The organism is Lichenicoccus roseus (assembly GCF_005844085.1).
In the GTDB taxonomy this organism is placed as follows: Bacteria; Pseudomonadota; Alphaproteobacteria; order Acetobacterales; family Acetobacteraceae; genus Lichenicoccus; species Lichenicoccus roseus.
On the sequence record NZ_VCDI01000004.1, the window covers coordinates 180,010 to 201,078 of the forward strand.

19 protein-coding genes are annotated in these 21,069 nt (G+C 70.2%); 4 read left to right on the forward strand and 15 right to left on the reverse strand.

The window, feature by feature from the left end; translation table 11 throughout:
- Positions 1-30: 30 nt before the first annotated feature.
- The 7 genes from FE263_RS13210 to hpnA form a co-directional block, all read right to left on the reverse strand.
- The gene (locus FE263_RS13210) at positions 31-702 is read right to left on the reverse strand and encodes a phosphorylase family protein (protein WP_138326484.1); all 672 of its coding nucleotides are present in this window, start codon (positions 700-702) and stop codon (positions 31-33) included.
- The gene (gene shc, locus FE263_RS13215; protein WP_138326485.1) at positions 683-2,650 is read right to left on the reverse strand and encodes a squalene--hopene cyclase; all 1,968 of its coding nucleotides are present in this window, start codon (positions 2,648-2,650) and stop codon (positions 683-685) included. Before shc ends, FE263_RS13210 begins: the two co-directional genes overlap by 20 nt.
- Positions 2,651-2,723: 73 nt before the next feature.
- The gene (gene hpnE, locus FE263_RS13220; RefSeq protein ID WP_138326486.1) at positions 2,724-4,055 is read right to left on the reverse strand and encodes a hydroxysqualene dehydroxylase HpnE; all 1,332 of its coding nucleotides are present in this window, start codon (positions 4,053-4,055) and stop codon (positions 2,724-2,726) included.
- Positions 4,056-4,067: 12 nt separating this feature from the next.
- Positions 4,068-4,952, reverse strand: coding sequence for a presqualene diphosphate synthase HpnD (gene hpnD, locus FE263_RS13225; protein ID WP_138326487.1), 885 nt, complete (start codon positions 4,950-4,952; stop codon positions 4,068-4,070).
- Positions 4,952-5,818: a squalene synthase HpnC gene (hpnC, locus tag FE263_RS13230; protein WP_408886193.1), complete on the reverse strand. Its 867-nt coding sequence runs from the start codon at positions 5,816-5,818 to the stop codon at positions 4,952-4,954. The genes hpnD and hpnC overlap by 1 nt, the downstream gene beginning before the upstream one ends.
- A 5-nt stretch (positions 5,819-5,823) precedes the next feature.
- A complete protein-coding gene (locus tag FE263_RS13235; protein ID WP_240759591.1) occupies positions 5,824-7,002 on the reverse strand; it encodes a glycosyltransferase in 1,179 nt (392 codons plus the stop codon).
- Complete coding sequence (hpnA, locus tag FE263_RS13240) at positions 6,999-8,009, reverse strand: hopanoid-associated sugar epimerase (RefSeq protein WP_138326490.1); 1,011 nt, start codon at positions 8,007-8,009, stop codon at positions 6,999-7,001. The genes FE263_RS13235 and hpnA overlap by 4 nt, the downstream gene beginning before the upstream one ends.
- 153 nt (positions 8,010-8,162) lie before the next feature.
- On the opposite strand from hpnA, the gene FE263_RS13245 reads away from it, so the two are divergent.
- Positions 8,163-9,173 (forward strand): lysylphosphatidylglycerol synthase domain-containing protein, encoded by a 1,011-nt coding sequence (locus FE263_RS13245; RefSeq protein WP_138326491.1) that lies wholly within the window; start codon positions 8,163-8,165, stop codon positions 9,171-9,173.
- A gap of 4 nt (positions 9,174-9,177) precedes the next feature.
- Here FE263_RS13245 and FE263_RS13250 read toward each other — a convergent pair whose 3' ends face one another.
- Positions 9,178-12,036, reverse strand: coding sequence for a bifunctional diguanylate cyclase/phosphodiesterase (locus FE263_RS13250; RefSeq protein WP_138326492.1), 2,859 nt, complete (start codon positions 12,034-12,036; stop codon positions 9,178-9,180).
- 223 nt (positions 12,037-12,259) lie between these two features.
- On the opposite strand from FE263_RS13250, the gene FE263_RS13255 reads away from it, so the two are divergent.
- Positions 12,260-13,159: a prephenate/arogenate dehydrogenase family protein gene (locus FE263_RS13255; protein ID WP_138326493.1), complete on the forward strand. Its 900-nt coding sequence runs from the start codon at positions 12,260-12,262 to the stop codon at positions 13,157-13,159.
- A gap of 45 nt (positions 13,160-13,204) precedes the next feature.
- On the opposite strand, the gene FE263_RS13260 is transcribed toward FE263_RS13255, so the two are convergent.
- On the reverse strand, positions 13,205-14,242 hold the full coding sequence (locus FE263_RS13260; protein ID WP_138326494.1) for an aldo/keto reductase: 1,038 nt from the start codon (positions 14,240-14,242) through the stop codon (positions 13,205-13,207).
- Positions 14,243-14,471: 229 nt separating this feature from the next.
- Here FE263_RS13260 and FE263_RS13265 point away from each other — a divergent pair, with 229 nt between their 5' ends.
- Positions 14,472-15,167, forward strand: coding sequence for a TetR/AcrR family transcriptional regulator (locus FE263_RS13265; protein ID WP_276611200.1), 696 nt, complete (start codon positions 14,472-14,474; stop codon positions 15,165-15,167).
- Here FE263_RS13265 and FE263_RS13270 read toward each other — a convergent pair.
- The 5 genes from FE263_RS13270 to FE263_RS13290 all read right to left on the reverse strand — a co-directional run bounded on the left by FE263_RS13270 (position 15,119) and on the right by FE263_RS13290 (position 19,043).
- Positions 15,119-15,559, reverse strand: coding sequence for a hypothetical protein (locus FE263_RS13270; RefSeq protein WP_138326496.1), 441 nt, complete (start codon positions 15,557-15,559; stop codon positions 15,119-15,121). The genes FE263_RS13265 and FE263_RS13270 overlap by 49 nt on opposite strands.
- Positions 15,556-16,995, reverse strand: a complete 1,440-nt coding sequence (pyk, locus tag FE263_RS13275) for a pyruvate kinase (protein WP_138326497.1) — start codon at positions 16,993-16,995, stop codon at positions 15,556-15,558. The genes FE263_RS13270 and pyk overlap by 4 nt, the downstream gene beginning before the upstream one ends.
- A 23-nt stretch (positions 16,996-17,018) precedes the next feature.
- Positions 17,019-17,774, reverse strand: a complete 756-nt coding sequence (locus FE263_RS13280; RefSeq protein ID WP_171034097.1) for an SH3 domain-containing protein — start codon at positions 17,772-17,774, stop codon at positions 17,019-17,021.
- A 76-nt stretch (positions 17,775-17,850) separates the two neighbouring features.
- Entirely contained in the window at positions 17,851-18,237 is a 387-nt protein-coding gene (locus FE263_RS13285) for a hypothetical protein (RefSeq protein ID WP_138326499.1), read from the reverse strand.
- Entirely contained in the window at positions 18,234-19,043 is an 810-nt protein-coding gene (locus tag FE263_RS13290) for a HesA/MoeB/ThiF family protein (protein ID WP_138326500.1), read from the reverse strand. Before FE263_RS13290 ends, FE263_RS13285 begins: the two co-directional genes overlap by 4 nt.
- A gap of 187 nt (positions 19,044-19,230) precedes the next feature.
- Between FE263_RS13290 and FE263_RS13295 the strand changes: the two genes are divergently transcribed.
- Entirely contained in the window at positions 19,231-19,806 is a 576-nt protein-coding gene (locus FE263_RS13295) for a DUF2939 domain-containing protein (RefSeq protein WP_171034098.1), read from the forward strand.
- Positions 19,807-19,819: 13 nt separating this feature from the next.
- On the opposite strand, the gene FE263_RS13300 is transcribed toward FE263_RS13295, so the two are convergent.
- Positions 19,820-20,968, reverse strand: coding sequence for an AGE family epimerase/isomerase (locus tag FE263_RS13300; RefSeq protein ID WP_138326502.1), 1,149 nt, complete (start codon positions 20,966-20,968; stop codon positions 19,820-19,822).
- Positions 20,969-21,069 lie beyond the last annotated feature (101 nt).

Consider the following 21,069-nt stretch of genomic DNA (forward strand, 5'->3'; position numbering starts at 1 on the left):
CGGCGGCCCGGGCGCCGCCGGCCTGCGATGTCAGGCGATGCGTATGTGCGGAATGCGCGCCTTGAGCGCGCGGCGGGCCAGCGCAGCGTGATAACCCAGCCCGACCAGCGCCGGCACCTGGTACGGACGGCGCAGCAGCGAGCGGGCGATCGCCCCCGGCAGCATCCTGCCGTCCGATCCCAGCGCGACCAATGCGGCGGGAGGCAGCCCGGAGCCCGCCGGATCGCACACCGCGCGCAAGGCCGCGAACGGTAGTCCGGCCCGCGACGCCGCTTCGGCCAGGATGCCGCTCTCCATGTCGAGGGCGACGCATTGGCTGGCCTCGAACCGCGCGCGCTTTTCGTCCGGCGTATCGACCGCACTGTCGCTGTGCAGCAGGGCGCCGCGCGTCACCCCGCCGAGGCGGGCGCAGAGCGCGAGGTTGGTGAAGTAGTCGGTCATGCCGCCGGCACCCGGCACGACGATGCGTGAAGGCACCAGCACGGTTCCCGGTCGCAGGTCGGGGTCGAGGCCGGCGGCGATGCCGAAGCTGACCAGGGCACCGGCACCGGCGGCGATCAGGCGAACCACGGCGGCCTGGGCGCCCTGCGCGGTCGCACCGCTGACCTCGACCGCCACGCCGGCGCCGAGCGGCCGCAACAGGCGGGCCTCGGCGCTCAGGCCGACGAGGAAGCCGATGCGGTCAGAAGCCGAACTGGACACGCCGGCTGTTCCCCTGGCCCAGGTTGCGATAACGCGCGAGCGCCATCAGCGGGAAGAACATCCGGTAGCCGTGGTAGCGGAGGTAGAACACCTTTGGGAAGCCGACCGCATTGTAGGGCAGCTCGCGCCACTCGCCGTCACCGTCCTGCGCCGCCGTCAGCCAGGCGATGCCGCGCGCCACCGCCGGATGGTCGCGTTCGCCCGCCGCCATCAGGCCGAGTAGCGCCCAGGCGGTCTGCGACGGCAGGCTCTGGTTGTAGCGGCCGGGCGGGGCACCCTCGAAGCTGGCGCAATCCTCGCCCCAGCCGCCCTCGTCGCGCTGCACCGAGAGCAGCCAGCTTACCGCGCGGCGCATCATCGGGTCCGAGCGCGGCACCCCGGCGGCGTTGAGCGCGCACAGCACCGACCACGTGCCATAGATGTAGTTGGTGCCCCAGCGGCCGAACCAGCTGCCGTTGCGCTCCTGCTCGCGCCGGAGGAAGTCGATGCCGCGCTGGATCACCGGCCGGTCGGAGGCGTGCCCGAGTTGCGCCAGGAACGAGATGCAGCGCGCCGCGACGTCGGCGGTCGGCGGATCGAGCAGCGCGCCATGGTCGGCGAACGGGATGTGGTTGAGGATGTCGTGGTTGTTGTCGACGTCGAAGGCGCCCCAGCCGCCGTTGCTGCTCTGCATGCCGACCACCCAGGCACGCGCGCGTTCGATGGCCCCGGAGTTGGCGGCCTCGTCCTGGCGATGCAGCAGCATGCCGACCACGGCGGTGTCGTCGACGTCGGGATAGTAGTCGTTGCGATACTGGAAGGCCCAGCCACCGGGCGCGAGGTCCGGCCGCTGCACCGCCCAGTCACCCTTCACGTCCAGCACCTGGCGCTCGCGCAGCCATGCCCCGGCGGTGGCCAGGCGCTCGCCGGTCGCCGCCTGGCTCTCGGCGCGCGGCAGGCTGGACAGCCCGCTGGCGGCCTCGATCATCGCATGGCCGGCGAGCCCGGTATCCCAGATCGGTGAGACGCAGGGCTGGCAGTAGCTCTCCTCGCCATGGTCGACCAGCAGGTTGCGCACCGAGCGCCAGGCGATTGCCGCACCCGCATGGTCGGGGGGCACGCCGAGCGCGTCGTACATCATCACGCTGTTGGCCATCGCCGGATAGATCGCGCCCAGCCCGTCCTCGCCGTTCAGCCGCTGCTCGACGAAGGCAACCGCGCGCCTGACGGCATGGCGGCGCAGGATCTGCGGCGTCAGCGGATCGACCAGCCGCAGGGCATCGTCGACATGCTTGAACACCCGGCCCCAGATCGAGCGGAACGGCCCACGGGTCCATTGCCGTACCTGCTCCGGCGGCGTCCGGAACAGCTCGCGGACATGGATGCCCCGCGGGTTGCGCGCCCGCGGCCGCAGCGCCGCCAGCACCAGCAGCGGGCAGGTCACGGTGCGCGACCAGTACGACATGTTCCAGATATTGAAGAAGAACCAGCGCGGCAGCAGCATCAGCTCGACCGGCATGATCGGCGTGCCGTGCCACGGGATCTCGCCGAACAGCGCGAGCTGGAAGCGGCAGAACACGTTGGCCCGCTCCGCGCCGCCCAGCGCCAGGATCGCCTCACGGGCCGCCCGCATGTGCGGTGCGTCGACATCGTCGCCGATCGCCTTGAGCGCGAAATAGGCCTTCACGCTGGCGGAGAGATCGATCTTGCCATCGTGATAGAGCGGCCAGCCGCCATGCGTGCCCTGGATGCGGCGCAGGTAGCGGCCGATGCGGGTCTGCAACGGCGCGTCGATCCGGTCGAGATAGTGTTCGAGCAGGACGTATTCGGCGGGGATGGTGGCATCCGCCTCGAGTTCGAACACCCAGTGGCCATCGGCGCTCTGCATGCCGGCGAGGGCCGACTGGGCGGCAACGATCGCGCCATCGAGGGCGACGTCGGAGAGTGCGGCATCCGGTGTTGTCAGCATGGCCCGGTCGGACTGCGAGAGAAGGGCGACCTGGACAAATGCATTCGCTCCGTTCTGGTTAGATACCCGGCTTTCAAGATCCGGCCAACGCGCGGATGGCACTCTTGCCGGATCTGATTGCACCTTCGATGGTTGCGGGCAACCCTGTGTCGGTCCAGTCGCCCGCCAGGACGAGATTCCTTAAATCAGTGCGACTTCCGGGCCGCAGCCGCTGCTGCGCCGTGGTCGCCGCGAACGTCGCCCGCTTTTCCCGCAGCACACGGTTCGGGGGTGGCGCCGAGGGCAGGACGACCGGCGCGCTGCCTCGTTGCGTTTTCGCCTGGATGGATGGACGCAGCGCCGGTCGCAGCACCCGGACTATCTCGTCCCAGACCTGTGCCGCAACCGACACGGAGTCGCGGCCGGCCAGATGGTTGGCGGCGCTGATGGTCACCGAGACCACGTCCGCCTTCACGAACACCCACTCGGCGATGCCGCCGACGATGCCCGCGAAGCCAGCCCGTCCGAGGTCGCCGCCGATGCGGTCCTGCAGCGCGATCCGGTAGTGCAGGTTGAGGATGCTCTCGAACTGGTCCGGCACCGCCTGCCCCGGCAGCGGCCCGGCCAGCAGTTCGGCCGCCACCGGCGCGGTCACCGCCAGCACCACCTGGTCATCCTCGCCGAGCCGCCCGGGACCTTCCGGGAGTACCAGCTCCGATACCCGGCCGCGCCCGTCGGTGACCAGACCGGAGACGCGGCTGCCGGTGCGGACCAGCGCGCCACCAGCCGCGAGATGCGCCAGCGCGGGATCGACCAGGCTCTCCGAGAGGCCGAGGCGGGGAAACCACGGCACGCAGGCCTCGCCGCCAAGGGTCAGGCTTTCGCGCATCATCGCCGCCATCAGCATGGCGCTGCCGGCTTCGGGCTGGGTGTTCAGCACCGCGATCGACAGCGGCACCATCAGCCGGTCGGCAAGCATTCCCGGCAGCAGGCAGTCGGACACCGTGGTGCCCTCGCCGGCGCGCAGCATGCGGACCAGGCCCAGCAGCTCGCGCAGCCGCATCCCCGGCACCCGGCGCGCGCGGTCGAGCACCCACCACGGGATGCGCCCGCGCGACAGCCGCAGGGTCCAGTGCAGGTCGCTCCTGATGTCGGAGAACGGGAACATCGGCACGCCCGGGCCGGCCAGCGTGTCGCGGGCGCCGATGCGGTCGAGATAGTCGAAGGTCGCGTGGTTCGCCGACAGCAGCAGGTGGTTGCCGTTGTCGATCCGGCAGCCGAGCTGGCGGTCCTCGTATGAACGCGCGCGGCCGCCGCACGCCGGCCCTGCCTCGTACAGCACCACGCGACGGCCGGTCGCGAGTGCCTCCAGCGCCGCAGACAGCCCGGCGAGGCCGCCGCCGACGACATGCACGCAGCCACTCATGTCAGACAGCCTTCATACCGGCGACAGCGCCCTTGCCGCGATCAGCGCCTTGCGCCAGCGCGGCACCTTGATGCGCTGGCGTGGTGGCTGCCAGCCGGCCCGCTCCTGGGTGGCCAGAATCGCGGCGTAGCTGGCGGCCATCAGCCGGGCCGGACGCATCGGCCGCCGCCTGCACCGGCGCATGGCGCTGCGCGCCTGGGCAAAATGGTAGTGCGCCAGCGCCGCCATGCCGCGACAGGCGGTCTCCAGGCCCGGCGCCCCCAGCGCCGCCGGCAGCGCCAGCGGGACACCTGCCGCCTGCAACCGCTCGGCCGGCAGATAGAGCCGCCCGCGTTCCGCATCCTCGTCGATGTCGCGCAGGATGTTGGTGATCTGCAGCGCCCGGCCGAGATGATGCGCGACCTGGTCGGCGGCCGGCGAGCTGTCGCCGAAGGCACGCACCGACAATCGCCCCACCGCGCTTGCCACCCGGTCGATATAGACGTCCAGCTCGGCCTCGGCGGGCGCCAGGATGACCTGCTCGGCATCCATCTGCATGCCGTCGATGACCGCCTCGAAATCCTCGTGGCGCAGGCGGTAGCGCCTGATCGCGGCCAGCAGCACGCGGTCGAGCCCGTCGCCGGTGCAGCCCTCGTACAGACCGGCGATGCGGCCGCGCCACTCGCGCAGGCGCGGCAGCTTGTCCTCGAACGGGGCCTCCTCGTCGGCGACGTCGTCGACCAGCCGGCAGAAGGCATAGATCGCGAACATGGCGTAGCGCCGGTCCGGCGGCAGCACCTTCATGCCGCGCGCGAACGAGGTGCCGGACCGCGTCACGATGGCTTCCACCAGGGCGAGATCGGCCGGATCGCAGCCGAGCGCCGGACCCCGGCGCCGCGAGGATCGGTTCGCCGCCATCATCGCCTCCAGGCGCGTGCCGCGCCGAGCAGGCTGCCGGCGACATCGTTGCGGCGCAGCTTCACCCGTCCGGCCAGCGGGTCCTCGCGACGCAGCCGCGTCGCCAGCCGGTGCGACAGCCCGACGATCACCGCCGCCTCCAGCCGCATGCGCCGGTCCACCACCTGGCCGGGCAGGGTGGCGGCGAGGCGGTTCAGCGCGTCCACCTCGTCAAGCAGCCGGTCCAGGATCCGGCGCAGGGCGGGCCCCGCCGCCGAAGCGCGCAGCGCCGTCTCGTCCAGCCCGGCCTGCGCCAGCCAGTCCTGCGGGATGTAGCAGCGATCCAGCGTCGCGAGATCGTCGGCGCAGTCCTGCAGATGGTTGAGCACCTGGAGCGCGGTGCACAGCGCATCGGATGCCGGCGCGGTGGCCTCGCTCTCGCCGTGCAGCGCCAGCAGGTAGCGTCCGACCGGATTGGCGGAGTAGCGACAATACAGCAGGAGATCGTCCCAGTCGGGCGTGCGCGGCTGCACCGCATCCCGCCGGAACGCCACGATCAGGTCGGTCGCCGTGGTGGCCGGCACCCCGGTCAGCGCCAGCGAGGCCCGCAGGCGCACCGCATGCGCCAGCTCGCCCGCACTCGCCGCCTCGCCCCCGAAACGACCGAGGACGGCCGCCTCCATCGCATCGAGGCGCGCGACCTTGGCCTCCGGCGACAGCAGGCTGTTGTCGGCGATGTCGTCGATGGCTCGGGCGAAACCATAGTAGGCATGCACGTGCGGCCGGTGGCGGCGGTCGAGCAGCAGCGAGCCGACCGGAAAGTTCTCGTCCTGCTTCCCCTTGCCGGAGGCCACCTCGGCGACCGGGATAGCCTGCTGCGGACGCATGTCGTTCATGACCGGGGGGACGTCCTCTCGCGGTAGGCGCGCTGCTTCCAGACGACGCCGCGTCCGCGATGATGGTCCACCGCCGAGCCGATCGTCGCCAGGGTGTAGAACGCCGCCACCGCCGGCAGCAACAGCGCCCAGAACGGCACCAGCTCGAACCGGCGCAGCGTCGGCAGGAACGTGATCGTGGCGATTGCCCATGCCAACGCTCCAGCCAGCCTGGCCCAGCCCTCGCCGAACAGGGCGGCGACCGGCGGCACCAGCCAGACCAGCACCATGCCGAGCACGGTGCCCAGCAGCAGCAGCGGCGAATGGCGCAGCTGAACGTAGGCGGTGCGCGCCACCATGCGCCAGATGTCGGCCGGGTGCGGATAGGGACGCACCGAACGTGCCAGCAGGCTGTGGCCGAGCCAGATCGCGCCACCGCTGCGCTTGACCCGCTGCGCCAGGGTCACGTCGTCGATCAGCGCGCCACGCAGGCTCTCGATGCCGCCGATCCGCGCCAAAGCCGAGCGCCGGATCAGGATGGTGCCGCCGGCCGCCGCGGCGACCTTGCTGTCGCGACGGTTCACCCGCGCGAACGGATAGAGCAGCTGGAAGAAATACACGAAGGCCGGCACCAGCGCGCGTTCCGCCCGGCTCGCCGTGTTCAGCTCCACCATCTCGGACACCATGTCCAGGTCGTCGCGCAGCGCCTTGTTGACCAGGGTCGCGACATGCGCCGGCTCGTGGATGATGTCGGCGTCGGCCAGCAGGATGTAGGTATTATCCGGAGCACCGGGTTCGTCCGGCATCAGCCGCGTCACCTCGGCGGTGCCCTGCGCCACCGCCCACAGCTTGCCGCTCCAGCCCGCCGGGGGCTCGGCGCCCTCCACCACGTGCAGGTGCGGCGAGGCGAGCGCGCGGGCCAGCGTCCCGGTGCCGTCGCCGCTGCGATCGTCCACCAGCACGACGCCGTACGGCCCCGGGTAATCCTGCGCCAGCAGCGAGCCGATGCTGTCCTCGATGGTCTCCGCCTCGTCGCGCGCCGGCACCACCACGCAGACCGCGGGCCAGGTGCCGGCGACCGGCCGCACCGATTTCGGCACCGGGCCCAGCATCGGGCCGCCCTGCCAGAACCGGCCGTGCGCGAACGCCAGCACCAGCCAGACCAGCAGCGACAGGGTGGCCAGGACCAGCATCAGGCGGCCTTGCCCCGCGACAGCGCATCGACCTGGAACCAGGCGACCGCATCGGCCACCGCCTCGCTGGCCGGCCGCGGTGCGTAGCCCAGCTCGCGGATCGCCTTGGCCGACGAGAAGAACATCTTCTTGCGCGACATCGCCAGCATCTCGCGGGTGACCCGCGGCTCGATGCCGAACCCGCGCGACGCCCATTCCGAGGCCACCGCGACCGGCCACAGCACCGACTGCGACAGCCTGAGCCGGGGCGGCCGGCGCCCGGCGACCTCGGAGACCATGGCGAACAGCTCGCGCAGCTGCATGTCCTCGCCGCCCAGGATGTAGCGCTCGCCGATGGTGCCGCGCTCGAACGCCAGCGCATGGCCCTCGGCGACATCATCCACATGCACGATGTTCAGCCCGGTCTCGACATAGGCGGGCATGCGGCCGGCGGCGGCGTCGGCGATCATCAGGCCGGTCGGGGTCGGCTTGATATCCCGCGGGCCGATCGGGGTGGAGGGATTGACGATCACCGCCGGCAATCCCTGCTCGCGCACCAGCCGCAGCACCTCCTGCTCGGCGCGGTATTTCGACTTCTTGTAGATGCCGATCACCGCATGCTCGTGCACCGGGGTCGCCTCATCGGCCACGCTGCCGTCGCCGATCAGGCCGAGGGCCGCCACCGACGAGCAATAGACGATGCGCGACACGCCGGCCTGCTGCGCCGCCAGCATCAGCAGGCGGGTGCCCTCGACATTGGCCTGCATCATCGAGGCCGGGTCGGGCACCCAGAGGCGGTAGTCGGCGGCGACATGGAACAGCGCCTCGCAGCCCTTCAGCGCCGCGGCGAAGGTGTCAGGCCGGCCGAGATCGCCCTCGACCAGCTCGGCGTCGAGCCCTTCGAGGTTGCGCCGGTCGCTGCCACGGCGGACCATCAGCCGCAGCCTGTGGCCGCGCGCCGCAAGGGTGCGCGCCACCGCCGAGCCGACGAAGCCGGTGGCGCCGGTGACCAGTGTGGGTGATGTCGCCATGCGGCCTGCTCCGGGGTTACGCAGAGAACCATCCGAACCGAAGCCTGTTCGAACGCGAAGCGGCTTATAGCCGCGCGATCCGCGCTGGTGTAGAGCCAGCCCCCTCCTTGGTCTCCCGTCGAGCCCAGGTCTCCCGTCCGGCTAGGGTGCGCGTTGAAGACAGCCTCGATCCTGCTTGCCCTGCTCGGGGTCGGGCTGATGACCGCCGTCGGCGTCTGGCTCGGCGCCGGCGCGGTGTTCAAGGCCATGCTGTCGGTGGGCGCAGGCGGCTTTGCCCTGCTGGTCGGCTGGCAACTGCTCTGCGACGGCGTGCTGGCGCTGGCCTGGCGCACCTCCTGCCCGCGCAGCCTGCTGCGGATCGGCATCGGCCGGCTGCTGCTATCCCGCATGGTGCGCGAGGGGGCGATGACCTGCCTGCCCTTCTCGCAGATCGGCGGCATCCTGATCGGCATGCGCGCCACCGGCTTTGGCGGCGCGATCGCCTGGCCGATGGCGGTCGCCGCCAACGTGATCGACCTCACCACCGAGGTGATCGGCCAGATCGCCTTCGTGCTGCTCGGCCTGCTGTTCCTGCTCGACCGCAAGCCGGATACCGACCTCGCCGGCCCGCTCGGGCTCGGCATGCTGCTGGCAGTCGCCGCCATGGCCGGCTTCATCTGGGTGCAGCGCGGCGCCGGCGGCCTGTTCCGCCGGCTGGCCCGCAGCATGGGCGACCGTGTCGCGGCACCGGCGCTGCGTCGCTCGGTGCTGGACGGCATCGACAGCCTGCAGAGCGACCTCGATGCGTTCTATGCGCGACCCGGCCGGATCGCCGGCGGCTGCCTGATCCACCTGACCGGCTGGCTCGGCGGTGCCGCCTGGGTATGGATGGCCTACAGGCTGCTCGGCGCACCCGTGCAGATCGATACAGCGCTGGCCATCGAGGGCGCGGCCAGCGGCATCATGGCGGTTTCGTTCCTGGTGCCCGGAGCGCTCGGCGTGCAGGAAGCGGCCTACGTGGCGCTGGGCAGCCTGTTCGGATTGGACCCCCACCTCTCCTTCGGCCTCTCGCTGCTCAGGCGCGCACGCGACCTCGCCATCGGCGCGCCGGTCCTGCTGCTCTGGCAGTGGGTCGAGCTGGTCAGGCTGCGCCGTGGCGCGAAGACGGTGAGCCAGACCGCCTGACGGATCAGTCGGACGTGATTGCCTCGGCCAGCTCCGAAAGCTTCCGGTCCGACCGGACAAGCTCCAAAGCGGCGTTGGCCGACAGCGGCGGCGCAAAGAAGAAGCCCTGCACCATGTCGGCGCCGGCTCTCCGCGCGATGTCCTTCTGGTCCTGGGTCTCGATCCCCTCGAACACCACCGGCTTGCCGGCGGCATGGGCGAGCGCGATCACGGCGACCACGAACGCCTCGCCGCTTGAGCCGCCGCCGACATCCTCCAGGAAGCTGCGGTCCAGCTTGACCACGTCCACCGGCAGCCGGCGCAGATAGGACAGCGACGAATAGCCGATTCCGAAATCGTCGATCGCCACCTGCACCCCGAGCTCACGCGCCTCGGCCAGAACCGTCGATGCTCCCGCCCCGGTCAGCATGCTCTCGGTGATCTCCAGGCAGAGCTGCCCGGCATCCAATCCCTCGGCCTCGATGACGCCGGCCAGCCCCGAGCAGAAGCCAGCTTGGGTCAGCTGCAGGGCCGAGACGTTCACGTTCATCACCAGCCCGGCGCCGGGAGACGCCGCATGGAACGCCCGGCCCTGGCGCAGCGCCTGCTCCATGACCCACTCGCCGAGGGGGAGGATCAGTTCGGATTCCTCGGCCACCGGAATGAAGAGCGCTGGCGACAGCCAGCCGCGGACCGGATGCCGCCAGCGCAGCAGCGCCTCGAAGCCGGCCAGCACGGACCGTCCGGCACCGAGACGGAACAGTGGCTGGTAGAGCAGCACGAACTGGTCGCCTTCGCGCAGCGCGTCGCGCATGTCGGCTTCGATGGCAAACTGTTGCGCAGCCTTGTCGAACAACGCGGACTCATACATGACGCCGCGATTGCCGCCGGCCTGCTTGGCCGAATACATCGCCATGTCCGCGGCCCGGACCAGGTTGAGGCCGCCCGCCTGCTTCGCCAGCACGATCCCGATGCTGGCCGAGATGTGGCAGGATCGCCCCATGATCTCGAACGGAGTCATGATCGCCTGGCGCATCTGCTCCACGAGGTGGACCACAGCCTCCTGCCGCAACCCGTAGCAGAGCACCACGAACTCGTCGCCACCGAGCCGGGTGACGAGATGCACCGGTCCGCTGATCGCGAGCAGACGGGCAGCCACCTCGATCAGAAGGGTGTCCCCGGCATCGTGGCCCAGTGTGTCGTTGACCGCCTTGAAGCGGTCCAGGTCGAGAAACACCAGCGCGGTGGCCGGCCGGCCTTCACGGTCGGGAACGTCCAGCCGCTGCTGCAGCAGGCTCCGGTTCGCAAGGCGGGTGAGCGGATCGTAGTAGCGCAGCAGCGCCAGTTCCGCCTCGGTGCGCCGCGCCGCCGCCGCCGCGACAACCGCGCCCAGCTGCCTCGCCGTCGCCAGGTCGCCGTCGCTCCAGCAACGCGACCGGTTTCGGACGATCTCCTTCCAGGCAGCGAACGAGCCACGCGGCGACAGCCGCCCGGTCTCCGTGTCGGTGATGGCATGCCGTCCCGGCTCGCCGGCCCAGACGACGGTATGAAGCATCTCTGGTCGCAGCCACAGGATGGCATCCCCGCTGGCCTGCCCGAGGGGGAGCAGCAGCGCCCCGGCGGTATCGGCGGTGCCGGCCGGAAAGTCCGCCTGGCGCAGGCCGAGATCGTCATAGGCCAGCACCTCGCCAGCTGCCCGGTTGAGCATCGTCGAGAGCATCAGTTCGGCTACGTCCGCCTCCGGCACCATGCCGACGCACATCGTCCTGCCGGACATCCGAACCACGGCGCCGGACGCGGCCATGCAGCGCAGCAGGTCCGCCCCCGGCTCCGCAAGGGCCTGCAGCAGCGGCATCCTGGATTCCATTCGCGCGCCCAGCGAATTCAGGAGTTCCTGACGCTGCAGTCGATCGGCATGCGCCTCGGCCTCGCCGAGACTGGCCAGCAGCAGCGAAACGACCTTGCCGATCATGTCGACGACCGCCCGCAGCTCGGGCCCCGACGTCCGCGGGGTCGCGTGCTGGCAGACCAGCATTCCCCAGAGCCGGTCGTGATGCACCAGCGCCACCGTCAGGCACGCACCGACGTGCATGTTGCGCAGGTACTCGCAGTGCAGCGGCGAGACGCTGCGCAACGCGCTGTAGGTCAGATCGAGCGGAGCGACATCGGAGAGCGAGGGGTCGACCAGCAGCGCGACCGGCCGATAGCTGGTATCGGCGATCATGCCCACGCGTTGGAGCATGATCAGCCGCCTGGCCTGCACGGGGATGTCTGCCGCCGGATAATGCAGCCCGAGATAGGGCTCGTCGCCCGGACGGTGCAGCTCGGCGATGATCTCGCCATCGCCCTTGGCTGCGAAACGATACGCCATCACGCGGTCGTAACCGGTTAGCTTCCGCAGTGCCCGGACCGCCAGCGTGCAGACCTCCTTGCAGCTGGTCGCGGCCCTGAAGCTCTCCAGAGCCGGAAGCACTGCCGTGATCGCCGGCGTAGCTTCCGGAGCCAGAGGCAGTGGCTCGATGTTCACGCAGACATGCGATCCCGAGCGGTGCGCCTGCAGGTGAAGCAGGACCCCGTCGGCACGGGTGAGCGTATTGAGATGCCCGAGATTGACGTTGTCGTGCGACAGCGCCTCGCCGGAGGCGGCAGCCAGCGACCCGAACGCCAGTTCTTGCACCGCATCCCGCAGGGGACGTCCAAGCATGGCATGCGCATCCAGTCCCAGGACTTCCGAAAGATTGGCGCTGGCATGGCTGATCCGCCAGTCGTCCTCGCTTGCCGCGAGCAGCGCGCCATGCGGCTGGATCGCGCCCGGGATGTGGATCGGCTCCCGGTCGCATTCGCTTAGCTCGGGGTCCCCGACCGGGCGTTCGGCATGCTCCATGGCGGGTCCTATCCGATACCGGGCGACACCGTCGCGGAGGTCCCAACATGCGCGGGATTGCTTAAGTACCGGTTGACGCAGCTTGCCCCGCGGTCGAGGACCATCGGGGCTTGCGATTGGCCGGACCTCGCCCGATCAGCTAGAGCGCTGCGTGCCCTCGCACCGGACGTGCTCAGGAACGCGTCCCGGGGGACGCGACGGCCGCTGCACCACAGGAACATCCATGTCCGAGCCGATTTTCAAGCGTCTCACCCTGATCGGACTAGGGCTGATCGGCAGCTCGCTGGCCCGCAGGGCGATGCAGCACCCCACCGGAGCACGCCGCATCGCAGGCGAGATCGTGGCGTGCGACAGTTCCGGATTGGCCTGCGATCGCGTGCGCGTGCTCGGCATCGCCGACCGCGTCGAGCCGGACGCCACGCTGGCGGTCCGTGATGCCGACTGCGTCGTGCTCTGCGTGCCGGTCGGGGCACTGGGGGACGTGGCGGCCCGGATCATGCCGCATCTGGCGCCCGGGGCCATCCTGAGCGACGTCGGTTCGACCAAGCAGTCCATGCTGCGCGAGATCGAGCCGATCCTGCGCGCCGACGTGGCACTGGTGCCGGGCCATCCGCTGGCCGGCACTGAATACTCCGGACCGGATGCCGGCTTCTCCACCCTGTTCGAGAACCGCTGGTGCCTGCTCACCCCGCCCGAGGGGACCGATCCCGGCGCGGTGGCGCGCGTGGCCGCGATGTGGAACGAGTGCGGCGCCCGTAGCCGCGAGATGGATGCCGCGCATCACGACCGGGTGCTGGCGATCGTGAGCCACCTCCCGCATCTGCTCGCCTTCACCATCTGCGGCACCGCAGACGACCTCGCCGACGAGACACGCAGCGAGGTGCTGGAGTTCGCCGCCACCGGGTTCCGCGACTTCACCCGGATCGCGGCGTCGGACCCGGTGATGTGGCGCGACATCTTCCTCAACAACCGCGAGGCGCTGCTGGAGATGCTGGCCCGCTTCACGGAGGACGCGCAGGCGATGGCGCGCGCCATACGCTGGGGCGACGACGCGTTCATCGTGGACAGGATCGAGCGCGGCCGCGCCATCCGGCGCAGCCTGATCGAACTGAACCAGGCCTGATGCCGGCCCTGGGTCCTGGCCTCGATCCGCCTGGCCCTGGCGCGATCAGCCCTGGGCGATCTGGTCGCGGCGGTAGGCGCCCTGGCGCTCGAACATCCAGCCCGGATATTCCGGCGGCAGCCGGCTTGCCTCGTTGAGCGTCTCGAGTTGCCTGGCGTCGAGCCGCACCTCGGTAGCGGCCAGGTTGTCCTCGAGTTGCTCCGGCTTCTTCGCCCCGATGATGACGCTGGTCACCACCTCCTGGTGCAGCAGCCAGGCGAGCGCGATGCGCGCGACCGACACCCCGTGCGCATCGGCAATCGGACGCATGGCGTCGATCACCTTGTAGCCGCGCTCGGCATCGACCGGCGGGAAGTCGAAATCGACCCGGCGGCTGCCCTGCTCGGCGCTGCCGTCGCGGCCGTACTTGCCTGACAGCAGGCCACCGGCCAGCGGGCTCCAGACCATCAGCCCGATCCGTTCGGCCTTCAGCATCGGCACGATCTCGCGCTCGAGGTCGCGTCCGGCGAGGGTGTAGTAGGCCTGCAGGCTCTGGAACTGCGCGAGGCCGCGATGCTGCGCGATACCCTGCGCCTTGACGATCTGCCAGGCGGCCCAGTTCGAGACACCGGTGTAGCGGACATGTCCGTGCCGGACGAGGATGTCGAGCGCCTCAACGGTCTCCTCGATCGGCGTCGCCGGGTCGAAACCGTGGATCTGGTAGAGGTCGATATGATCGAGTTGCAGCCGCTTCAGGCTGGCCTTGACGCCGTCGATGATGTGGCTGCGGGTGTTGCCGCGCGCGTTCGGGCCCTTGCCGGTCGGCCCGAACACCTTGGTGGCGACGACGATCTCGTCGCGCGGCAGCTTCAGGTTGCGGATGGCATGGCCGGTGATCTCCTCCGACAGGCCCTCGGCATAGACATCGGCGGTATCGAGGAAATTGACTCCGCCATCAACCGCGGTGCCGATCAGGCGCTCGGCCTCGTCCTGGCGTAGCGCGCCGATCTTCTGCCACATCCCCTCGCCGCCACCGAAGGTCATGGTGCCGAGGCAGATCTCGGAAACATAGAGGCCGGTGCGGCCGAGTGCGCGGTTACGCATGCTGTTGGTCCTTTTCGAAGGCGTGTCCCATTGAACAACACAACGACAGGCAGAAGCGAAAGGATGCCTCGGCGGATTTTGTGCATTGCGCCATTACGGGACAGGAACGTGACTCACAGAAGCGTGCGGCTTTGCAGCCGACTACCGGCATTGACCAGCCCGATACCTGTCTTAATGTAACTGCAACAATAATAAGTTTGGCTTTTAGGGACAGGGCCGGGTGCAGGAAATGGACATTCAGACAAGATCGACCCGTTACCAGTCTTCGCGCGGCACGATCCTGTCAACGTCTCGTGAAATATTCATGAGGCACGGATATCTCGACACCAGCATGGACACCATCGCCCAGCAATCGGGCGTTTCGAAAACCACGCTGTACGCGCATTTCGAGAGCAAGGAAGCGCTGTTCAACCAGGTCGTGGGCAAGGTGCTGGGTGAGCGCAGTCGGGTTGCCCTGGACGGGTTGTTCGACCTGCCTGCAGCCGAGGATGGCGCCGACGGTTCCGCGGCCCGAGAGCCGCTGGCCCGGGAGCGCCTCACCGCGGTGGCGTGCCGGATCCTGGAACGCACGCTCGACCCCGAGGCGGTGGCGCTTATCAGGCTGTGCGTGATCGAGGGCGCCCGCATGCCGCGCCTGACCCTCGGCGGTCTCGGCGAAGTACGACAGCGACTGGTCGCGGCGGTGGCAGAGTTCTTCAGGGACCAGGCTGACAGCCTCGCCCTGAGCATCGATGAGCCGCAGGAAGCCGCTGACCTGTTCATGGCGTTGACCATGCGTGACCTCATGCTCGAAGCGGTGCTGCCCGGGTCCGAGATCGAGATCCCGCGCGCCTGGCGGCACAATGCCGGGGTCGCGGCGGACGTGATCGTGCGCCTCTATGGCTCCGGTTCGACCGGCCCGACCGGGCGCATGGCTGGGGCATAAGGCAACCGGTCGCGCTGCCAGCCGCCCCCAAGGCTGATGGTCGTCCCGCCCGGGAACTGCTTCTCGATGCCGACCGCGCCACCCTGCGACAAATACCGGATGCTCCGGTCGACGTCGGTACGCGCCTGGCCGAGTGCCACGAACGCCCGCGCGCCGGTGTTGCCGAGCAGCCCGCTCTGCAGCTGGATCGAGCTGGTCTGGGTGTTGCGGGTGCCATAGCCGACGCTGGCGATCCCTCCAGGCGCGGCGCCGGGTTCCGGCAGCACCGGAGCCAGGCTGTATGAACCGGGGGAGGCCAGAAGGGCGGCCTGCGCCCAGGCTTGATCCACGCAGGCCTGAGCGGCCGGTACAGCCGCGATCGAGAGGGCGAGAAGGGCGGTTGCGGCCCTCAAGGCACCCGGACGATGCGCAGCGAATTGGTGCTGCCGGCCTTGCCGAACGGCACGCCGGCCACCACCACCACGGCGTCGCCGGTCGCCGCCAGGCCGTTTTCGCGGGCCAGCACGGCGGCCACCTGCACCACATGGCCGAAGGTCACGTCGTCGGAGCCCTGGTCGGCGACGCAGGAACGCACGCCCCAGACCAGCGACAGCCGGCGGGCCGCGCCCATGTTGCCGGCGAGGCCGAGCACCAGGCACTCGGGCCGCTCGCGTGCAATGCGGAGCGCGCTGCGGCCGGAGTTGGTGTAGGCGACGATGACCTTGGCGGCCACCGTCTGCGCCACCTGCTGCGCGGCCGCGGCGATGGCGTCGGCGGCGTAGTGCTCCGGCGCCGGGCGCGAGGCCTGCATCAGCGCCTGCCAGCCGGCGTCGCGCTCCACCCGCAGCACGATGCGGCCCATGATCTCGACCGCCTCCTCGGGATACTGCCCGGCCGCGGTCTCGGCCGACAGCATCACCGCATCGGCGCCGTCGAACACCGCGGTGGCAACGTCGGAGGCCTCGGCGCGGGTCGGCGCGGGTGCGGAGATCATGCTCTCCAGCATCTGCGTCGCCACCACCACCGGCTTGCCGAGCAGCCGCGCCTCGCGGACGATGCGCTTCTGCACCAGCGGCACCTCCTCGGGCGGCAGTTCCACGCCGAGATCGCCGCGCGCCACCATCACGCAGTCGGACAGCGCCAGGATCTCGCCCAGGTTGTCGAGCGCCTGCGGCTTCTCGATCTTGGTCATGATCCAGGCGCGGTTGCCGATGATCTCGCGCGCCTCCTGCACGTCGGCGGGACGCTGCACGAACGAAAGTCCGACATAATCGACGCCATGCGCCAGGGCGAAATCGAGGTCGATGCGGTCCTTGGCGGTGAGCGCCGGGATCGGCAGCACAACGTCCGGTACGTTCACGCCCTTGCGGTCGGACAGGATGCCGCCGGTGACGACCTCGGTGACGAGGTGTTCGGCACCCTTCTCCAGCACGCGCAGGCGCAGCTTGCCGTCGTCGAGCAGGAGCAGCGAGCCGATCTGGGCGGCCTGGATGATCTCGGGATGCGGCAGGTTCACGCGGTCGGCGGTGCCGAGCGTGGGGTCGAGGTCGAGCCGGAAGCGGGTGCCGTGCGCGAGTGCGGCGCGACCGGCCTCGAACTGGCCGACGCGCAGCTTGGGACCCTGGACGTCGGCGAGGATGCCGATCGGGCGGCCGCTGCGCGCTTCGAGGTCGCGGATCATCGAGATCCGGCTGGCATGGTCCTCGTGGGTGCCGTGCGAGAAGTTCAGCCTGAACACGTCGACGCCGGCATCGAACAGGCGCTCGATCATCGCCGCCGTCGAGCTGGCCGGCCCGAGGGTCGAGACGATCTTGGTGCGGCGCTGGTGGCCCGGCTTGGTGGTTGACATGGTCGAGGCCTCTTCTTCCGAGATCAGGGCGGCGTGATCGTCTCGTTCGGCAATAGCCCGAAGAACGCCGATCGTTGCAACCAGCCGCTGTAGTTATGAACCGACACCCGGCACCATGCCGAACCGGCTGGGCAGGCACGCAGCCGGCCTATTACCCCCGGTCGGACGATTGCCACAACACCCGCATCCTCCTGCGGGTCGTCGCGCAGCACCGCGCCGGGGCCACGATCGGTGCTGCCGGAGGCGGTCACCACGAAGGTGCGGTTGCCGACCAGGGTTGCCTGGTGGACCCACCCGCGCACGCCGTCGCTGTCCTCCACCAGGCGCCAGACGTCGAATTCGCGGGTGATCTCGACCGGCAGGTCGCGCCGCTTGTACAGCCACAGGATCGGATAGCGGGTGCCGGGCCCGGACCGCATGTTCACCTCGTCGGCTCGCAGGGCGGCGAAGCGGGGCAGCGGCAACTTCGTGTTGGTGCCGATATTGGCCGGCACGGGCGGCGGCGGCGGGGCCGGCAGCGCGGGGACCGGCACTGGCGCCGGAACCGGCGCCGGATGGACGTGGTGGACAGGAGCACGATGCGGCGCGGGATGCGTCCGGTGATGGTGGTGCGGGTGCTCTGGGTGGTGCACCGCTGAAGTCTGCGCGCCCGCTGCCTGCGTGCCCGTGCCCGCCAGCAGCGCTGCACCGGCGATGGCGGTGAGCGACAGCCGGGCCGGCCGCGGCGCCGCCGCCCCTCCTGTCGACCTCGATGACCTGCACAGCGTCGGCATCAGCATGGCCAACTCCCTGCCAAGCCCGCGCCGGTTGGGCAAGGGGTGGCGGCCCAGGTCGCGGCAGATGGCGGGCATTCCCTCAGAACGAGACGATCTGGCCGCCGGCGACAGCCTCCAGGAAGCTCGCGATGCCGGAGACCTCGACTGCTTCCAGCAGCCGGCCGGGCTCGATCGAGCCGCCGCGCAGCCCGGCCTCGCAGGCCAGCAGCCGCACCTCGAGGGTCAGTGCCGCCTCGCGCAAGGTGTCCAGGCCGGCCACCCCGCGATCGACCAGCACCCGGTCGTGCCCGGCATCGGCGAGGCCGCTCCAGTCGAGACAGAGCGCCTCGAGGCCGGCGCCGCTGGCGAACAGCACGACGGTGCGGTCCATTGCCGCCGCTCCCGCCGCCATCGAGAAGGCAAAGTGCGCGTGCGCGTGGCTGCCATCCAGCAGCACGATTCCGAGGGTCGCGCCGGATGCCGTCACGGGACGCCAGTAACGGGCCGGGCGTGACCCAGCGGACAGTGCGGATCGGCCGGCACCCGGATCATGGTGAAGCGCATCGACAGCGCATCCCACAGCAGCAGCCGCCCGGCCATGGTCTCGCCGATGCCGACGATCTCCTTGATCGCCTCGCTGGCCTGCAGCGTCCCCATCACCCCGGTCACCGCGCCCAGCACGCCGGCCTCGGCGCAGGAGGGCACCAGCCCCGGCTCCGGGGCCTCCGGATACAGGCACCGGTAGCAGGGACCCCCACGATGCGGCCTGAAGGTGGCGAGCTGGCCCTCGAAGCGCAGCACCGAGGCGGAGACCAGGGTGCGGCCGGCGGCGACGCAGGCGTCGGCCACCAGGTAGCGGCTGGCGAAATTGTCGGTGCCGTCACAGACCAGGTCGTAGGCGCCGACCAGCGCCTGGACGTTGCCGGCGTCGAGGCGCACCGGATGCGCCTGCACCGCGATGCCGGGATTGAGCGCCAGCATCGCCTCGCGCGCCGAAGCCACCTTGCTGCTGCCGATCCGGGCGTCGCTGTGCGCGATCTGCCGTTGCAGGTTGGAAAGTTCGACGACGTCGTCGTCGACCAGCCCGATGGTGCCGACGCCGGCCGCCGCCAGATAGAGCGCCAGCGGCGAGCCGAGGCCGCCGGCACCGACCACCAGCACGCGCGACGCGCGCAGCCTGGCCTGGCCGGTGCCGCCCACCTCGGCAAGCAGGATGTGCCGGGAGTAGCGCTGCACCTCTGCCTCGGTGAAGTGCAGATCGTCCGGCGCGCCGGTCCGGGACGCCTGGGCCATCTGCATCATCGTTCCATACGCCGCGATTCCATCCGCCGGGTCAGCCACGCCTGCCGTGGACCATCATCGACACATGATAAATGTGGGTGAGCGAAGAAAAATTCATACAGTCTCAACCTTCGTCGAGTCATAGTCGTCCCGACACCGGCATCCCCTGCCGGACTACGCCCGCACAAGGATGCGCGTGATGGCTGCACGGATGCTCCGCCCGCGACCCGCGCCGAATGGTGCACAGACCCGGCCGGGGCGCCGGGCCCGTCGCATCGCCGTCACGAGCCTTGCCGTCTCCGGCCTCATGTTCGCGATGTCTCCCTACGCGGCGCTCTGGTCGGCCGGCTATGCCGTCAGCCACCATGACCGCGTCACGCTGCGCGGCAGCCTCGATTGGCAGCAGGTGCGGCTCAGCCTCAAGCATACGCTCGGGCTGCAGTCGCCGGTCCAGCAGATCGCCCAGCAGGACGAGCTGCCGGATTTCGGCGAGAGCTTCGCCACCAACGTCGCCTCCGGCATGATCGACGACGAGATCACCCCGGAGCGGCTGGGCGACATGCTGGGCCGGATCCCGGCGGCCGCCCATGCACGCGGCATGCCGCATGGTCACTTCACCGGCCCGGCGAGCTTCGTCGCCAGCATCCCGGTGGCCGGCTCGCCGGCCGTGCAGGTGTCGATGCGCATCGAGCAGTGGCACTGGAAGATCACCGCCATCGACCTGCCGCCGGCCCTGCTCGCGCCGCCGCAGACCCGGTTCGCCGCCCGCAGCTAGTCGCCGATCGGGGTCACTCCTCGTCAGCGATGCGCAGCAGGTCCTCGAACGCCACCACCAGGTGGTAGAGCGTGCTGGCCGGCACCACGTCGGCCCGTGCCTCGCCCCTGGCGTCGAACTGGTCGATCCATAGCCCGGCGACCTGGGTGCCGAGATAGGTGCGCAACACCGCGTTGGTGACGGTGGCGGCTTCGTCCCAGGCGCCGTTGGCAAGATGCGCCTTGATCAGCTCGGTCTGCGGCCAGGTACGGCGCGAGGCGCGCTGCTGCTCGCCCGACTTCCGGCACTCGTCGACGGCGAACCCGTCGGCGCCGATGCCGTGGCGGAGTGCGAAGCGGTACAGCGCGTCGGCCTGGTGGCGGAAGTTGCGGCCGCCGAGGTCGCAAAGCCTGTGCAGCAGCCACGACCACTCGAAATGATGGCCCGGCTCGACGGAGTCGCCGGCGTCGCCATCGGCCAGCCGGAGATCCTGCGAGAAATATTCACCCAGGGTGCCGGCGGTCCGATCGAAGAAGCGGGTCTCGAACAGCGCGGCGATGGCCTCGGCGCGGGCAAGCCAGCCCTTGTCGCCGGTGGCGCTGTACCAGACCAGCATCGCCTCCATCAGGTGCATATGCGGGTTGGAACGCCGCGGCAGCGAGGCCGGCACCCCCTCGAGATACCCGCCAGCCTTGCCGTCCGCGACGTCGCGATCGAGGAACGCAATGGTGCGCTCGGCCAGCACGCGCGCGTGCTCGAAGCCGACGCGATAGGCTGCCGCCAGCCCGAACAGCATGAAGGCCTGGTCATAGGTGTCGCGCAGGGTGTCCAGGGTCTGGCCGTCCGGGGTCAGCATGTGGATCCAGCCGGGCTTGCCGTCCGGCCCCCAGCACCGAGCCTCGACCGTCGCCAGGCCGAGTGCCAGCTTGTCGCGCGCCGCCTCGTGCCCGGCGGCGAGCGCCTGCGCGAAGCAGAATAGCTGGCGACCCTGTACCCGCACCCGCCGACGCGCAGACAGGTCGGGGTGACCGGCGAAATCCAGTTGCTCGTAGAACAGGCCGTCGCTGTCGATGCCGCGCTCGATCCAGAGCGGCCAGGCCTCCTGGTTCAGCCAGTGCCGCACGCGAACCGCGGTCTCGCGAAGCCGGGTCGGGTCCGGCCTGCTGCTCGTCTCGGTCGACATCTCGCCTCCACCGCCAGCCGCGCGCAGCCGCGTTCCGGCCGGTCGAGCTTCCTGTTGCTACCGGATTGTTTAAAGCAGCGCCGAAGCAGATGGAATCGCTA

Excerpts from the sequence above, each read along its gene's own strand:
- hpnD (WP_138326487.1), bottom strand. The coding sequence starts at position 4,952 with ATGGCGGCGAACCGATCCTCGCGGCGCCGGGGTCCGGCGCTCGGCTGC.
- hpnC (WP_408886193.1), bottom strand. The coding sequence starts at position 5,818 with ATGCGTCCGCAGCAGGCTATCCCGGTCGCCGAGGTGGCCTCCGGCAAG.
- hpnA (WP_138326490.1), bottom strand. The coding sequence starts at position 8,009 with ATGGCGACATCACCCACACTGGTCACCGGCGCCACCGGCTTCGTCGGC.
- hpnE (WP_138326486.1), bottom strand. The coding sequence starts at position 4,055 with ATGAGTGGCTGCGTGCATGTCGTCGGCGGCGGCCTCGCCGGGCTGTCT.
- FE263_RS13260 (WP_138326494.1), bottom strand. The coding sequence starts at position 14,242 with ATGCGTAACCGCGCACTCGGCCGCACCGGCCTCTATGTTTCCGAGATC.
- FE263_RS13255 (WP_138326493.1), top strand. The coding sequence starts at position 12,260 with ATGTCCGAGCCGATTTTCAAGCGTCTCACCCTGATCGGACTAGGGCTG.
- shc (WP_138326485.1), bottom strand. The coding sequence starts at position 2,650 with ATGCTGACAACACCGGATGCCGCACTCTCCGACGTCGCCCTCGATGGC.
- FE263_RS13265 (WP_276611200.1), top strand. The coding sequence starts at position 14,472 with ATGGACATTCAGACAAGATCGACCCGTTACCAGTCTTCGCGCGGCACG.
- FE263_RS13300 (WP_138326502.1), bottom strand. The coding sequence starts at position 20,968 with ATGTCGACCGAGACGAGCAGCAGGCCGGACCCGACCCGGCTTCGCGAG.
- FE263_RS13250 (WP_138326492.1), bottom strand. The coding sequence starts at position 12,036 with ATGGAGCATGCCGAACGCCCGGTCGGGGACCCCGAGCTAAGCGAATGC.
- FE263_RS13290 (WP_138326500.1), bottom strand. The coding sequence starts at position 19,043 with ATGGCCCAGGCGTCCCGGACCGGCGCGCCGGACGATCTGCACTTCACC.
- FE263_RS13280 (WP_171034097.1), bottom strand. The coding sequence starts at position 17,774 with ATGCTGATGCCGACGCTGTGCAGGTCATCGAGGTCGACAGGAGGGGCG.
- pyk (WP_138326497.1), bottom strand. The coding sequence starts at position 16,995 with ATGTCAACCACCAAGCCGGGCCACCAGCGCCGCACCAAGATCGTCTCG.
- FE263_RS13295 (WP_171034098.1), top strand. The coding sequence starts at position 19,231 with ATGGCTGCACGGATGCTCCGCCCGCGACCCGCGCCGAATGGTGCACAG.